The organism is Enterobacter cloacae complex sp. 342H5 (assembly GCF_050030905.1).
Taxonomy (GTDB): Bacteria; Pseudomonadota; Gammaproteobacteria; order Enterobacterales; family Enterobacteriaceae; genus Enterobacter; species Enterobacter intestinihominis.
This window is the reverse complement of the sequence record NZ_JBLGVB010000001.1, coordinates 3,042,100-3,056,102: the sequence shown is the minus strand read 5'-3', so window position 1 is coordinate 3,056,102 and position 14,003 is coordinate 3,042,100. Positions and strand designations below refer to the sequence as shown.

The window sequence follows — 14,003 nt, the reverse complement described above, 5'->3', positions numbered from 1 at the left end:
TCACTCCTCAACGCCGCGCTGCGGGCAGTTTTGCGGCTTTATTCACGTCATACCACCACGTATCAAAACCAAGCGTATAAACCGGGCGAACGGCGGGCAGGGAGAATTTGTCCCAGCGGGCCACGCGATCTTCACCCATGTACCACATCGGCAGCATGTAATAGTTCCAGGTTAACACCCGGTCAAGCGCGCGCCCGAGCGGCAGAAGTTTCTCTTTATCGCCCTGAGCGGCAACGATTTTCGCGATCAGCGCATCAATCACCGGACTCTTTACCCCCGGAGCGTTGTAGGAGGAGTCGATATACCCCGATGCCCAGGAGATTTGCAGGTCTGAACTCGGCCACGGCTGGGCAGCCCACAGGGTTTGCATCATGTCGTAATCGCGACTGCGCTTGCGGTTGGTCAGCTGGGCAATATCGACCTGGCGGATATTCATGGTCACCCCAAGACGGGCAAGGTTCTTCTTAAACGGCAGCACCCACTGATCGTTTGCGCCGGAGGCAATCAGCAGTTCGAAGCTGAGCGGCTTACCAGTTTTAACATTTACTCGTAGCCGATTTTTCAACACCCAGCCAGCGTCATCCAGCAGTTTGCTGGCTTTCAGCAGGTTGTCCCGGTCGAACCCGTTTCCGTCGGATTGTGGCGGTTCAAATAGGCGGGTGAACACTTCCGGCGGGAGCTCCGCTTTCATTGGCGCCAGCAAAATCAGCTCGTCCGCGTGGGGATAATCACGGGCGGCATATTCAGTATTCTGGAAATAGCTGTTCGCCCGGCTGTAGGCTCCGTAAAACAGCGCTTTGTTCATCCATTCGAAATCAAACGCCAGGGTAATAGCTTCACGCACCCGACGATCGGAAAAAACCGGGCGCTGAATATTAAACGCCAGCCAGCGCGTGTCCTGCGCGGATTCGTTTTTATGTTCGTCTTTAACGATATAGCCTTTCGCGAAATTTTTTCCGATATACCGGGTCGCCCAGTTTTTGGCGCTGTTCTCGACACGTAAATCAAATGCGCCTGCCTTAAACGCCTCGAAGGCCACGTTATCATCCAGGTAGTAGTCGTAGCGGATTGTATCGAAGTTCCAGCGGCCCCGGTTTACCGGCAGCGTGGCTGCCCAGTAATCTTTCACGCGGGAATAGATCACGTACTGGCCCATTCGCCAGTCGGTAATGCGATACGGTCCTCCGGCCAGCGGCGGGGAAGAGAGGGGATCGCTCAGCTTATGGTTTTTCCAGAATGATTCGGGCATGACGGGCAGGGAGAACAGGCTCAGCATATTCTCTTTGTTTGGCTCAGGGAGTTCGATTCGCACGGTCAGCGGGGCGATGGCTTTCACCGTGGTGCCCTTGTACACCAGACGAAACTGCGGCACGCCTTCGGTCATAAATTTATGAAAGGTGAACGCCACATCGCGGGCGCTAACCGGCGTACCGTCGTGAAAACGCGCCCGCGGATTAATCGCGATTTCTGCCCAGCTAAAATCATCGGCGTAACGTACGTTCTCAGCGACCAGGGGATAATAGCTGCCGGGCTCGTCGTCGGAGGTGACGAACAGCGTGTCATAGAGGGATTCGGTACGTGCTGCCGCCACGCCGCGCAGGGCGAAGCGGTTAAAGTTGTCAAACGTTCCGGTCGCGGAAAGCGTCACGTTCCCGCCTTTCGGGGCGGCGGGGTTCACATAATCGTAGTGAGTAAAGTTGACCGCATACTTCGGCTCGCCAATGACGGCAAAGGCCGTGCTCTCTTTGATGGTCTGCGCCTGGCTCGACAGGCTCACCAGCGCCAACAGCATCAATACAACGCGCATAATCATAGTGCGGCGGATCCCTTTGTTCACAGGCAGGCTCGGTTGAGGAGAATAATAAGGGACAGCGCCGTGATTGTGAAATTATTCCCCGAGCGTGATGTCGGGTTGCCACGTCCTGAACTGCTCCAGCGGCATTGGTCGGCCGATCCAGTAGCCCTGAAGATAGTTCACGCCATGCTCGCGCAGCCACGCCGCCTGCTCGGGCGTTTCAACACCCTCGGCGACTGTTAACATATTCAGGCGTTCTGCCAGCGTCAGCACCGCGTCAAGCACTGGCGAGGTAACGGTTTCAGTCCCGATGGCATTCACGAAGCCACGGTCAATTTTCAGGTAATCCATCGTGAAGCGTTCCAGATAGATCAGCGCGCTGTGGCCGGTGCCAAAATCATCGATGGCGATTTCAAAACCTTCATTGTGCAGCCATTCAAACAGCTGATTTGCCTCGCGGTGGTTGATCATGTCGCGCTCGGTTATTTCCAGCACAATCTGGAAGTGATCGGGCGGAAGGGCAGCGGCAAACGCGCGCATATCCTCCTTAAAGTTTTCCGCATGCAGATGACCGGGCGCGATGTTGATCCCAAACTTGGCCCCAGGCGGGAGCACCGTTTGCAGGACAGGGGCATCGCGGATAATCAGGTCAAAAAGATGCAGCGTCAGCGGGACAATCAGCTTCTGCGCTTCAGCAAAATTAATAAAGGCATCCGGTGGAATTTCGCCCATCACCGGGTGCTTCCAGCGCATCAGGACTTCCAGCCCGGTCATTCTGAGCGACTGCGCATCCACGACGGGCTGATAGACCACGTAGAACTGGTCGTGCTTGATGGCCGTAAGGATCTCTTTCCCGGGATTAAGACGGATAGTGAGAATATAGAAATTCAGCAGACCTGCCGCAATACCGCAGACCAGGCCGAAGAACACGGCGTAGAGCAGTTCATCGGTCTTCCAGGCTTGCGCATAGACGTTAACGGTCAGAGGAATATTTTTCAGCGTGGCGGTGCGGGCAGGGACCTCAGGCAAATCCCGCGCCTGAACCAGCATTCCGGACTGGGTGGATAACGCGGAGTCGCCAATGACGATCGATATTCCGGAAAATTCATCCTGACGTGACGTATAAAGAAGGTAAGGCGTCAGGTTGATGTTCACGGAGGTAAATACGCCGCCGTCTTTTACCAGCGGATTGCGATACCAGATAGCGATCGCGGGTTTATCCGGCAGCATGGGCGTACCCGGCAGGAGCGCGATATCAACAGGTTTGCTGATGTGTAGCTGAGGGATAAGCGTTTCCATTGGGGTATTCATCGGACCTGTTGCCGAAGAGCAGAAGGCCTGTTTATCCCGGACCAGCAAAAAGGCGCGCACGTTAATACTGAAGGCCGCGCGTGAGGTGAGCGCCGCACTGACCTCTTCACAGCTGTTCAGCGTGAGCGGCTGGAGCGTATCAATAGAGGTTTTAAGCTCGTCGAAAAAGCTCTCCATGTAGACGCTTAAATCTGTAATGAGGGTATCGTACCTGACTTCTCGCTTGTGATAACTCCAGTAAAACTGTAACGCACTCAGAAGCAGGGCGGTAAACAACCCCGTCAGAATACTGAGAAACAGCATCTTGCGGTTGCTGGAGAAGTAGCGGGTAAACATAGATGTCGTGATTCCTGAAATGACGCGGGATGTCTATCAGTGTAACGGGCAAAAAAAAACACTGCCGGAGCAGTGCTTTTTTAATCGTATCGCCAGCCAAGGGATAACCAACGATACGACAGCAATATTAACTACGGCTCAGAACGCGGCGAGCTTCGTTGTAGCGCTTCTTCCAGTAAGGTTCGTTCATGCTGGAAATCGTCACACCACTGCTGGTGGAAGCATGGACAAACTGATCGTTACCGATATAGATGCCAACGTGTCGACCGGTTGAACCTGCTCTGAACAGGACTAAATCGCCCGTACGCAGTTTAGTGCGCGAAATGGACTTGCCCATTTCCTGCTGTTCATAAGTAGAACGCGGAAGATCTAACCCAAACTGCTCACGGAAAGTACGCTGTACGAATGCGGAGCAATCGATGCCTTTCTTGGTGCTGCCGCCCAGGCGGTAACGCACGCCTTTCCAGTCAGCATACTGATCCATAATACGCGACTTAACGTCGAGATTACGTACCATATTTTCAAATTCATCCTGAGAGGCTTGCAGTGAAGAGGAATCTTCCATTCCCACAACACGCGTCTCAGGATGCATATTCTTCGCGGTGTTCGTCGTACTACATGCCGAAAGCAGAACCGCCACTGCAATCGCCGGGATCCCCCGCAAGATATATCTCAAAATTGGTTGAGATTTGACCATTTTGTTTGTTTTCCCTTGAAGTCCTTAACGAAAATATCGTTATAAAAATGCCAACCGTGACGAGACTAATTATCTGTTCACAATGAGACAATTCTTTATGGTGAAATCTGTGGCACAACGCACAAAATTATTCACCACGATAATAATTATCTCAATGGGGCAAAACGAGTTCGAGGTTAACCGATTGCAAAGGGCATTGCGAGCAAAAAAGACCGTTTTTTTATAAGAAAATGTGATACACAACGTTACAGCGCGGAATTGCTCAAAATGCCGCCATTCATACCGGTAATCCCTGCAATTGCTTCATTTTTATCACGAATTGTATGACGGAATGATGACAGCGCTGAATGATACCGGAAAGAAGTGACTCAGGGATCGAAAACGATCCCTGATGAATGGTGTTAATTAGCGTTATTTATTTGTTTCAGACTTGTTTAAATTTGCCGGGAAGATAGCGATCAAAAATACCTATTACGCGATCGCTCAGGGGAGTCATCAGCACCCAGGGTAAACCAATTAACACCGCCGTGAGGGAGCCTACGGCGATATCTGTCAGCCAGTGAGCGCCAATCATCACCCGCGGGAATGCAAATACCACCACAATAACCAGGGCGATGGCGAAGGCTTTTTTACCGAAATAGCGCAGCATGAAGCCAGCAAAAATCAGCAGCATCATACCGTGGTCGCCCGGGAAGCTGTCCTTCGACGCGTCTTTGGTTGGAATATGAAGCAGCTCGCTGACGCGGTTAATATTCGGGAAAGAGAGCGACGGACTGGCGCGTTTAACCGGCATCAGATGCTGCGCCAGCTGGTTGATAATCACGGCTGCCAGCAGCATGACCAGGCCGATAATCAGAATACGGCGACGACCCGTTTTGTCTTCCTTCAGCCAGAAGGAGAGCATCAGACAGCCCATTGCCAGCAGCGAACAGCCGTCAAACGCGCGGTTGTTGGTGATCGCCACCAGCCACAGGAAGGCTTCACTCTTCGCCAGCGCCTGGTTAAAGAAGTGGAACAGCCCGGAATCCAGCGGGAACCAGAATCCGTGATCCGCCGGGATATACCAGGAGAAAAAGAGCGCCAGACCGGCAGCGTTGAGCAATAAAATAGCAGGAAGTCGAGTCGTCATAGTCTTCAGCAATGTGTGAAATCAGGGGCAACGTTAGCCGCCCAAACTTAAACGAAGCTTCAACAGGCTTGACTGGAGGGCATTCCAGTCGGTATTAACCGCACTAATTAACTCTATCCGGCTGTCGGGTGGCGCGACGTTCTGGGTTTCAATAAAGAAATCCTCGCCCTGACGATTAATGCGCACCAGACCATCCGGGGTGCGCATGATCCCTTTTACCCGCTCAACCGGCGCCAGTCTCGCCCATTCCAGTATACCAATGGTGTCGAAAACCGTATCGGCATCGAAGATCCAGCCGCAGGCCTGGTGTCCCTGGCCGCTGTTCAGATTTCGACGCCAGCGCTGATGTTCCGGCAGGCTCAGCGCTGCCAGACCTTGCTTCGCGCCGTGGCTATGCGAATGCTCAGCGCTGGCAGGCAGTTGCGTCTGGTTGAGGCGGGGAAGATCGAGCAGGGCGCCATCAATGTTGCCCTGGGTGGTCTGCACGTACTGACGTCCACCGCCAGCCTGCTGCCACCAGGCATTGAACGCGGCCTGACTCTCAGCCGTCGCGCGATCGGATTTATTCGCCACGATGATGTCTGCCGAGGCGAGCTGGTCGCGGAAATTGTCGTTATTGATCGCTTTTTCATCCAGCAGCTGGCGGGGGTCGAGCAGGCAAAGCGTCGCACGCAGCTCAAGCCACGGCTCGTAGACCGGGGCGGTCAGTAAATCAAGAATTTGCTTCGGATGACCCAGCCCAGTGGGTTCAATAAGCAGACGGTCAGGCTTGCCCTGACGCAGCAGCGTATTCAGCCCGACCTGCATCGGCAGACCATTCACGCAGCACATACACCCGCCCGGGATCTCTTTCACCATCGCGCCGCTGTCGGCGAGCAACGCGCCGTCGATCCCCACTTCGCCAAATTCGTTGACCAGCACGGCCCACTTTTCCGCCGGATCTTTATTGGCCAGCAAATGCAGAATGGACGTAGTTTTACCGCTGCCGAGAAAACCGGTGATCAGGTTGGTTTTGGTCACGTGCGCTCCGATAAATAATTGTGATGTAGTAACAACTATCTATCATCCTGACGAAAAAATCGGGCATTGAGAAGAGGGAGGGCGAACGGAGCGTAAAACCGTTCGCCTTAAACGCAATAATCGCTAAATTTTTAACGTTTCGATAACGGCCTGACGCGCGCCGAGCCGGACGAGGCGCTGGTACGCGCCGGTGATTGCCTCGACAAAGACAGAGTTTTGCGGCAGGTCGTCGCCAAAGATTTCTTTTAGCGTCAGCAGGGCGCTAACGCGTTCTGCGTCACTGCTGGAAGCGACAATGGCCTGAAACTTGTCGCTCAGCGGATCGCGCACGTCAATGGCGTTGCCCTGGTCGTCCGTCCCGCTGACGTAGCGCATCCAGCCTGCGACGCCCAGCGCCAGTAATGGCCAGGCGGTGTTACGCTCAAGATGCACGCGGATCCCATCCAGCATGCGCTGAGGCAGCTTCTGACTGCCGTCCATGGCGATTTGCCAGGTGCGGTGCTGTAGGGCCGGGTTGGCGAAACGGTCAAGCAGGCTGTCAGCATAGGCTGTCAGATCGACGTTGGTGATACGCAGCGTAGGGGCCTGCTCATTCAGCATCAGCCTGCGGGCAGCCTCGCGGAAGCTGTCGTCATGCATACATTCATTTATGTGCGCGTAGCCGGCAAGGTAGCCCAGATACGCCAGGAAGGAGTGGCTGCCGTTCAGCATCCGCAGCTTCATCTGCTCCCAGGGCAGGACATCCTCAACCATCTGTACGCCTGCAACCTCCCATTCCGGACGCCCGGCGACAAAGTTATCTTCCACTACCCACTGAATGAACGGTTCACAGCTGATGGCGCAGGGATCTTCAACGCCAAGTTCCTGGGTGATTTCCGCGAGTGAGGCGTCAGTGGCGGCGGGCACGATTCGGTCGACCATGGTGCCAGGGAAGCTCACGTGCGCCTCGATCCATCCGGCCAGCTCTGCGGATCGCTTTCCGGCCATGCCGAGAACGGCATTTTTCACCACGTGGCCGTTATCGGGAATGTTGTCGCAGGAGAGCACGGTAAACGCCGGCAGGCCGCGCTCGCGGCGGCGATGAAGCGCTTCGACCAGAATACCCGGCGCGGAATGCGGCTCAGACGGATGCTCAAGATCGTGCAGAATGCGGCTGTTGTGCATATCCAGTTTCCCCGTCGCCGGATCGATGCAGTAGCCTTTTTCGGTAATGGTGAGGGAGACAATGGCCACCTGCGGTTCGCAGAACTTCTCAATAATGGCTGCCAGCGAGTCGAGTTTTGCGTTCAGGCACTCTTTTACCGCACCGATAATAATGGGCTGATTGCCTTCGGCACCTTTCTCCAGCACGGTAAACAGATGATCCTGCGCGCGGAGCTGGCGCATGAGAACATCGCCGCTAAAGAGGCTAATCTCACAAATACCCCAGTCGCCTCCTTTGGCGTTCAGCACCCGGTTTGTTAACAACGCCTGATGCGCCCGGTGGAACGCGCCAAAGCCGAAATGGACGATGCGGGAGCGTAACTGCTCGCGATCGTAGCGGGGCTGCTGGACATGAGCAGGAAGCGCGGTGGAGGCAATAGTCTTCATGTAGTACACACCTGATTAACCATTAATTAACAATGCCAGTGTAAAGTTATATGACAACAAATTAAATTGGTAAGCCGTAAATATCCCGGTTATGTGAGTTTGATCAATCAATGTCGCGCGCTGTGTTGACCACTTCGATTAAACATGTATGGTAGTCGTCATTGAGGTAATCCATATTGGTATAACAACTTGAGAGGGTGGGGCAATGGAACAAACCTGGCGTTGGTACGGGCCGAACGATCCGGTTTCTCTTGATGATGTGCGTCAGGCTGGCGCAACGGGTGTGGTCACGGCGCTGCATCATATTCCGAACGGTCAGGTGTGGCCGGTGGAGGAAATCCAAAAGCGTCAGGCACAGCTGGCAGAGAAGGGTCTAACCTGGTCTGTCGTGGAAAGTATTCCGGTTCACGAAGATATCAAAACCCACTCCGGTGAGTGTGAAACCTGGATTGCGAATTATCAGCAGAGCATTCGTAACCTGGCGGCCTGCGGTATTGATACCGTCTGCTATAACTTTATGCCAATTCTGGACTGGACGCGTACCGACCTGGAATATGAAATGGCCGATGGTTCGAAGGCGCTGCGTTTCGATCAAATCGCTTTTGCGGCTTTCGAGCTACACATTCTGAAGCGTCCGGGGGCGGAAGCAGACTACACCGCCGAAGAGCAGCAGCAGGCGCTGGCGTGGTTCAATGCCGCCAGTGAAGCGGACATTGAGAAGCTGGTTCGCAATATTATCGCGGGCCTGCCGGGGGCGGAAGAGGGCTATACCCTCGATCAGTTCCGCGCGCGCCTGGCGGAATATGGCGATATCGATAAAAACCAGCTGCGTGAAAACATGGCGCACTTCCTGCGCGCTATCGTGCCGGTGGCAGAAGAAGCGGGCGTGCGGCTGGCGGTCCATCCGGACGATCCTCCGCGCCCAATCCTCGGCCTGCCGCGTATCGTGTCGACCATTGAGGATATGCAGTGGCTAAAAGAGACGGTGGACAGCATCTACAACGGCTTTACCATGTGTACGGGCTCTTACGGCGTGCGTGCGGATAACGATCTGGTGCGGATGATCGAAACCTTTGGGGATCGCATTCATTTCACTCACCTGCGTGCAACCTGCCGTGAAGAGAATCCAAAAACCTTCCATGAAGCAGCCCACCTTGGCGGCGACGTGAACATGGTTGCGGTGGTGGATGCCATTCTCTCTGAAGAAGTACGTCGTAAGCAGGCGGGGGATGTACGTCCTATCCCGTTCCGTCCGGATCACGGGCATCAGATGCTGGACGATCTGCGCAAGAAAACGAATCCAGGGTATTCGGCGATTGGCCGTCTGAAAGGGATGGCGGAAGTGCGCGGTATCGAGCTGGCGCTGAAAATGACGAAGTATCCAGAGCTTCTGTAAGCCTGATCGCCCGGTGGCGCTACGCTTACCGGGCCTACGAAAAACCGGCTCTGAGGCCGGTTTTTGTGTTTTTGTAGGCCGGGTAAGGCGCAGCTGCCGCCCGGCAAACGCCACAATCAGTCAGCGCGACCCATATAGCGTTTTTCTTCGATATGGATACGGATTTTCTCGCCCGCTGACAGGTATTCTGGCACCTGTACGACCAGACCGGTAGTCAGGGTAGCCGGTTTGTTACGCGCGCTTGCAGACGCGCCTTTGATGCCCGGTGCCGTTTCAACGATTTCCAGATCAACGGTCTGCGGCAGCTCCAGCGCCAGCAGCACGCCATCCCAGGTCAGCACCTGCATGTCCGGCATTCCACCTTCAGGAATAAACAGCAGCTCTTCTTCGATCTGATCTTTGGTGAAGATATACGGGGTGTAATCTTCTTTATCCATGAACACGTATTCGTTGCCGTCAATGTAGGAGAAATCAACGTAGCGACGGGTCAGGGTCACGGTATCCACGATATCGTCGCCTTTAAAACGTTCTTCCACTTTCAGGCCGGTACGGACATCGGAGAAACGCATTTTATACAGCGTTGCTGCGCCACGGGCGCTGGGTGCCTGAATGTCGATATCTTTCACAATCAGCAGTTTGCCGTTGTAATTCAGTACCATACCTTTCTTGATTTCGTTCGCTCTTGGCATTGCAGTAATCCTGTTTACGGGAGGTAAAAAATATCGCGCCAAATTACTCGCGCGCGGCCTTTCAGGCAAGCGGAATTCGTGGGTTTTGCTATCAATACATAAAAGGTGTTACTGTGCGCGCAATGCCCGACTGCGCGGGCATCTGCCACCGACAGAGAGCATGTATGGATTGTCGTTCCGACTGTGGCGCGTGCTGTACCGCACCGTCCATCTCAAGCCCCATTCCAGGCATGCCACAAGGCAAGCCTGCCAATACCCGCTGCGTTCAGCTCTCTGACTCCAACCTGTGCATGATCTTTGGCTCGCCTTTACGCCCGAAGGTGTGCTCCGGGCTCCAGCCTGACGCCGAAATGTGCGGCAGTACGCGCCAGCAGGCCATCACTTACCTGCTTGAGCTGGAAGCGCTCACCGCGCCTTAAACGTCCTTAATCCGCGTCAGGCAGCTCAACGTCAGGACGCACATCACCAGCGCAATCCAGAACACCGTATGATAGTTCCAGATTTCAGCCACAACGCCCGCCAGTGAGCCTGCAATAATCCAGCCCACGCGGGTGGTATTAGTATAAAGGGTGGTGGCAGCGCCTGCCTGACCCGGCATCAGATCCTGGAAGTAGAGCATGCCGATACCGGCCAGAATGCCGATATAAATGGCGTTCAGCAGCTGTAAAGCAAGAAGCAGCGCTGGCGTATGAACCGTCAGCATACCGATATAAAACAGCAGCCCGGCAACGGCGGCGATGCGCATCAAAAAGCGCTTGCCGAAGCGCTTCGCGTAATAGCCCGCAATCAGCATGGTGGGGATCTCAAGCCCCGCGGCGGTTCCCATCATGATCCCGGCCAGCTTCTCTGGCAGATGCAGCTCATCAATAATAAACAACGGCATATTAATGATATAGAGGCTGTTCGTTCCCCACATCAGCGTACAGATAATGAATAACAGTAGTGCGTCGCGCCGGTTACGCCGCGGTGCTTCCAGCGTACCGGTCGCCACTTTCGGCTCTTTACGCATGGAAGGCAGGAAGAACCATACCATTGCGCCACACACCACGAAGGCTACCGCCGCGCTGAGGTACATTACCGTAAAGCCAAAACCCATTGCCAGCGCGTAGGCGAGCGGGGGGCCAATCACCCACGCCAGCGACACTTGCGCGCGCAGTATCGAGCTGAACATCACCGCTTCCCGCCCGGTGCGGTCGGCATGCTCGCGGGCAAGGGCGAACATCTGCGGGTTGGCGGTCGAGCCGAAGCTGCTCAGGAACACCCCAACAAACAGCAGAATGAAATAGTTGCGGTTCCAGGCAAACAACACGCAGGCGAAAACGCCCAGCAGACAGCAAAAGACGATCAGGCTTTTACGATCGCCTTTTCTGTCGGAACGCCCGGCCAGAAACTGGCTGACCAGGATGCCAATGATGGCGCTCCCGGTGAAGAAGAAGCCAACCATCGCCGGGCGGGCGTGGACTTCGTTGGTCAAAAACAGGCTCAGCGTAGGCGTTTGTAACGCACCGGCAATACCGGTGAGAAAAGCAACAATCAAAAACGCCGTTGACGTCAAATCAAAGGGCTTTGGTGAGGCGGCAGCGGGGGTGTTATGCATGTTCAGTCTTTGCGAGTAACAGAGAGAGGCGGAGTTTACGCCGCCTGTCATTAAATAAACAGAGGGCAAAATCAAGATTGCCACAATAAATCAAAATAGCATTTCAGTTTAACGCTGTTTCGCTGAAGCGTGCTGAACCTGTTTGCTGAACATCAGCAAAAACCTCCCTATTGAAGAAGAAATGTGCTGCACTTCTAAATTCTGCAACAAGAAATGTAACTTTTCTTGCAACCTTTTGTAGAAAAGACAAGACTTCTTGAAACGTTTCAGCGCTATCTTGCATGTCCTGTAGAAGCAGGTTAGCGCATATTTTCTCAGTTAAGCTGAAACGATTCAATTTCAGCAGGAGAGGAGAATCATGTTCCAGTTATCTGTTCAGGATATCCACCCGGGCGAACAGGCCGGGAATAAAGAAGAGGCTATTCGCCAGGTCGCCGCTGCGCTCGTGCAGGCTGGCAACGTGGCGGACGGCTACGTCAACGGCATGCTGGCGCGTGAACAGCAGACCTCCACCTTCCTCGGTAACGGTATTGCAATTCCGCACGGCACCACGGACACCCGCGATCAGGTGCTGAAAACCGGCGTGCAGGTTTACCAGTTCCCGCAGGGCGTGCTCTGGGGCGAGGGTCAGGTGGCTTACGTGGCGATCGGTATCGCGGCCAGCGGTGACGAACACCTGGGCCTGCTGCGTCAGCTGACGCACGTGCTGAGCGATGATGCCGTCGCGGAACAGCTTAAATCCGCCACCACTGCTGAAGAGCTGCGTGCCCTGCTGATGGGCGAAAAACAGAGCGAAGCGCTGAAGCTGGATAATGAAACCCTGATGCTGGACGTCGTCGCGTCCGATCTGGTGACGCTCCAGGCGCTGAACGCGGCTCGCCTGAAAGAGGTGGGGGCGGCTGATACCGCCTTTGTGACCCGCGCCATCAATGATAAGCCTTTAAACCTGGGTCAGGGCATCTGGCTGAACGACAGTGCTGAAGGCAACCTGCGCAGTGCTATCGCGGTCAGCCGTGCTGCCGTTGCCTTTGAGACAGACGGGGAACGCGCCGCGATGCTGGTAACGGTTGCCATGGCTGACGATCAGCCGGTATCCGTCCTGAAGCGCCTTGGCGATCTGCTGCTGAACAATAAAGCTGAAAAATTGCTGAACGCAGACGCGGCGACGGTGCTGGCTCTGTTGACCAGCGACGATGCGCTGACGGACGACCTGCTGAGCGCAGAGTACGTGGTGCGTAACGAACACGGCCTGCATGCCCGTCCGGGCACCATGCTGGTGAATACCATTAAACAATTTGAAAGTGAGATCACCGTGACCAATCTGGACGGTTCGGGTAAACCAGCCAACGGGCGCAGCCTGATGAAAGTTGTCGCGCTGGGTGTGAAGAAAGGCCATCGTCTGCGTTTTACCGCGCAGGGTGCTGATGCTGAACAGGCGCTGAAAGCGATTGGCGACGCCATCGCGGCCGGTCTGGGGGAGGGCGCATAATGAGCAGACGTGTTGCGACCATTACGCTGAACCCGGCTTACGATCTGGTGGGCTTCTGCCCGGAAATTGAGCGTGGCGAAGTTAACCTGGTGCGAACCACCGGCCTGCATGCCGCAGGGAAAGGGATTAACGTGGCGAAGGTGCTGAAAGATCTCGGCATCGACGTCACCGTTGGCGGCTTCCTTGGCAAAGACAACCAGGACGGTTTTCAGCAGTTGTTCAGTGAACTGGGCATCGCCAACCGTTTTCAGGTTGTGCAGGGCCGTACCCGTATTAACGTTAAGCTGACCGAGAAAGACGGTGAAGTAACCGATCTGAACTTCTCCGGCTTCGAAGTGACCCCGGCTGACTGGGAGCGCTTCGTTGCCGATTCCCTGAGCTGGCTGGGCCAGTTTGACATGGTGTGCGTCAGCGGCAGCTTGCCGTCCGGCGTCAGCCCGGAAGCGTTCACCGACTGGATGACGCGCCTGCGCAGCCAGTGCCCGTGCATTATTTTTGACAGCAGCCGCGACGCGCTGGTCGCCGGTCTGAAAGCCTCGCCATGGCTGGTTAAGCCTAACCGCCGTGAACTGGAAATCTGGGCGGGCCGTAAGCTGCCAGAATTAAAGGATGTGATTGACGCTGCCCATGCGCTGCGCGAGCAGGGTATCGCTCATGTGGTGATTTCGCTGGGTGCAGAAGGTGCCCTGTGGGTTAACGCCTCCGGGGAATGGATTGCCAAACCGCCTTCTATGGAAGTGGTCAGCACCGTGGGTGCCGGGGATTCGATGGTTGGCGGCCTGATCTACGGTCTGCTGATGCGCGAATCCAGTGAACATACCCTACGCCTTGCTACCGCCGTTGCGGCCCTGGCCGTGAGCCAGAGCAATGTCGGTATTACCGATCGTACCCAGTTAGCCGCGATGATGGCGCGCGTTGACTTAAAACCTTTTAACTAACAGCAGGAGAGGAATA

The 14,003-nt window shown here is 55.1% G+C and carries 13 protein-coding genes; 4 read left to right on the top strand and 9 right to left on the bottom strand.

Translation table 11 applies throughout. The features are described 5' to 3' along the window. Positions 1–7 precede the first annotated feature (7 nt). The 6 genes from ACQG03_RS14580 to ACQG03_RS14555 form a co-directional block, all read right to left on the bottom strand. Positions 8–1,813: an extracellular solute-binding protein gene (locus ACQG03_RS14580; protein ID WP_063163782.1), complete on the bottom strand. Its 1,806-nt coding sequence runs from the start codon at positions 1,811–1,813 to the stop codon at positions 8–10. Positions 1,814–1,888: 75 nt separating this feature from the next. Continuing rightward, positions 1,889–3,442, bottom strand: coding sequence for a cyclic di-GMP phosphodiesterase (locus ACQG03_RS14575; RefSeq protein ID WP_426726134.1), 1,554 nt, complete (start codon positions 3,440–3,442; stop codon positions 1,889–1,891). Positions 3,443–3,569: 127 nt separating this feature from the next. Beyond that, complete coding sequence (gene mepS, locus ACQG03_RS14570) at positions 3,570–4,139, bottom strand: bifunctional murein DD-endopeptidase/murein LD-carboxypeptidase (protein ID WP_003859364.1); 570 nt, start codon at positions 4,137–4,139, stop codon at positions 3,570–3,572. Positions 4,140–4,563: 424 nt separating this feature from the next. Beyond that, positions 4,564–5,268 carry a phosphatase PAP2 family protein gene (locus ACQG03_RS14565; protein WP_046619110.1) on the bottom strand — a complete coding sequence of 235 codons (705 nt, stop codon included), beginning with the start codon at positions 5,266–5,268 and terminating at the stop codon, positions 4,564–4,566. Positions 5,269–5,301: 33 nt separating this feature from the next. Further along, entirely contained in the window at positions 5,302–6,288 is a 987-nt protein-coding gene (locus ACQG03_RS14560) for a CobW family GTP-binding protein (RefSeq protein ID WP_045308657.1), read from the bottom strand. Positions 6,289–6,411: 123 nt separating this feature from the next. Further along, complete coding sequence (locus tag ACQG03_RS14555; RefSeq protein ID WP_063163783.1) at positions 6,412–7,878, bottom strand: mannitol dehydrogenase family protein; 1,467 nt, start codon at positions 7,876–7,878, stop codon at positions 6,412–6,414. A gap of 205 nt (positions 7,879–8,083) precedes the next feature. Here ACQG03_RS14555 and uxuA point away from each other — a divergent pair, with 205 nt between their 5' ends. Beyond that, positions 8,084–9,274, top strand: a complete 1,191-nt coding sequence (gene uxuA, locus ACQG03_RS14550) for a mannonate dehydratase (protein ID WP_022648722.1) — start codon at positions 8,084–8,086, stop codon at positions 9,272–9,274. Between the two features lie 116 nt (positions 9,275–9,390). Here uxuA and yeiP read toward each other — a convergent pair whose 3' ends face one another. Next, positions 9,391–9,963: an elongation factor P-like protein YeiP gene (gene yeiP, locus ACQG03_RS14545; RefSeq protein ID WP_003859355.1), complete on the bottom strand. Its 573-nt coding sequence runs from the start codon at positions 9,961–9,963 to the stop codon at positions 9,391–9,393. A 164-nt stretch (positions 9,964–10,127) separates the two neighbouring features. Here yeiP and ACQG03_RS14540 point away from each other — a divergent pair, with 164 nt between their 5' ends. Then, positions 10,128–10,382 (top strand): YkgJ family cysteine cluster protein, encoded by a 255-nt coding sequence (locus ACQG03_RS14540; protein WP_032622476.1) that lies wholly within the window; start codon positions 10,128–10,130, stop codon positions 10,380–10,382. Here ACQG03_RS14540 and setB read toward each other — a convergent pair. Together setB and ACQG03_RS14530 are read right to left on the bottom strand one after the other, a co-directional pair. Continuing rightward, positions 10,379–11,560: a sugar efflux transporter SetB gene (setB, locus tag ACQG03_RS14535; protein ID WP_038416423.1), complete on the bottom strand. Its 1,182-nt coding sequence runs from the start codon at positions 11,558–11,560 to the stop codon at positions 10,379–10,381. The two genes, ACQG03_RS14540 and setB, sit on opposite strands and share 4 nt — an antisense overlap. A gap of 103 nt (positions 11,561–11,663) precedes the next feature. Beyond that, positions 11,664–11,843 carry a hypothetical protein gene (locus ACQG03_RS14530; protein ID WP_139152663.1) on the bottom strand — a complete coding sequence of 60 codons (180 nt, stop codon included), beginning with the start codon at positions 11,841–11,843 and terminating at the stop codon, positions 11,664–11,666. Between the two features lie 75 nt (positions 11,844–11,918). Between ACQG03_RS14530 and fruB the strand changes: the two genes are divergently transcribed. Both fruB and fruK read left to right on the top strand, forming a co-directional pair. Beyond that, complete coding sequence (fruB, locus tag ACQG03_RS14525; protein WP_063163784.1) at positions 11,919–13,049, top strand: fused PTS fructose transporter subunit IIA/HPr protein; 1,131 nt, start codon at positions 11,919–11,921, stop codon at positions 13,047–13,049. Further along, positions 13,049–13,987: a 1-phosphofructokinase gene (gene fruK / locus ACQG03_RS14520; protein ID WP_006811313.1), complete on the top strand. Its 939-nt coding sequence runs from the start codon at positions 13,049–13,051 to the stop codon at positions 13,985–13,987. The genes fruB and fruK overlap by 1 nt, the downstream gene beginning before the upstream one ends. Positions 13,988–14,003 lie beyond the last annotated feature (16 nt).

Coding starts and splice junctions, on each gene's coding strand:
- ACQG03_RS14555 (WP_063163783.1), bottom strand. CDS start 7,878: ATGAAGACTATTGCCTCCACCGCGCTTCCTGCTCATGTCCAGCAGCCC.
- fruB (WP_063163784.1), top strand. CDS start 11,919: ATGTTCCAGTTATCTGTTCAGGATATCCACCCGGGCGAACAGGCCGGG.
- yeiP (WP_003859355.1), bottom strand. CDS start 9,963: ATGCCAAGAGCGAACGAAATCAAGAAAGGTATGGTACTGAATTACAAC.
- ACQG03_RS14540 (WP_032622476.1), top strand. CDS start 10,128: ATGGATTGTCGTTCCGACTGTGGCGCGTGCTGTACCGCACCGTCCATC.
- ACQG03_RS14565 (WP_046619110.1), bottom strand. CDS start 5,268: ATGACGACTCGACTTCCTGCTATTTTATTGCTCAACGCTGCCGGTCTG.
- uxuA (WP_022648722.1), top strand. CDS start 8,084: ATGGAACAAACCTGGCGTTGGTACGGGCCGAACGATCCGGTTTCTCTT.
- mepS (WP_003859364.1), bottom strand. CDS start 4,139: ATGGTCAAATCTCAACCAATTTTGAGATATATCTTGCGGGGGATCCCG.
- fruK (WP_006811313.1), top strand. CDS start 13,049: ATGAGCAGACGTGTTGCGACCATTACGCTGAACCCGGCTTACGATCTG.
- ACQG03_RS14530 (WP_139152663.1), bottom strand. CDS start 11,843: ATGCAAGATAGCGCTGAAACGTTTCAAGAAGTCTTGTCTTTTCTACAA.
- ACQG03_RS14575 (WP_426726134.1), bottom strand. CDS start 3,442: ATGTTTACCCGCTACTTCTCCAGCAACCGCAAGATGCTGTTTCTCAGT.
- ACQG03_RS14580 (WP_063163782.1), bottom strand. CDS start 1,813: ATGATTATGCGCGTTGTATTGATGCTGTTGGCGCTGGTGAGCCTGTCG.
- setB (WP_038416423.1), bottom strand. CDS start 11,560: ATGCATAACACCCCCGCTGCCGCCTCACCAAAGCCCTTTGATTTGACG.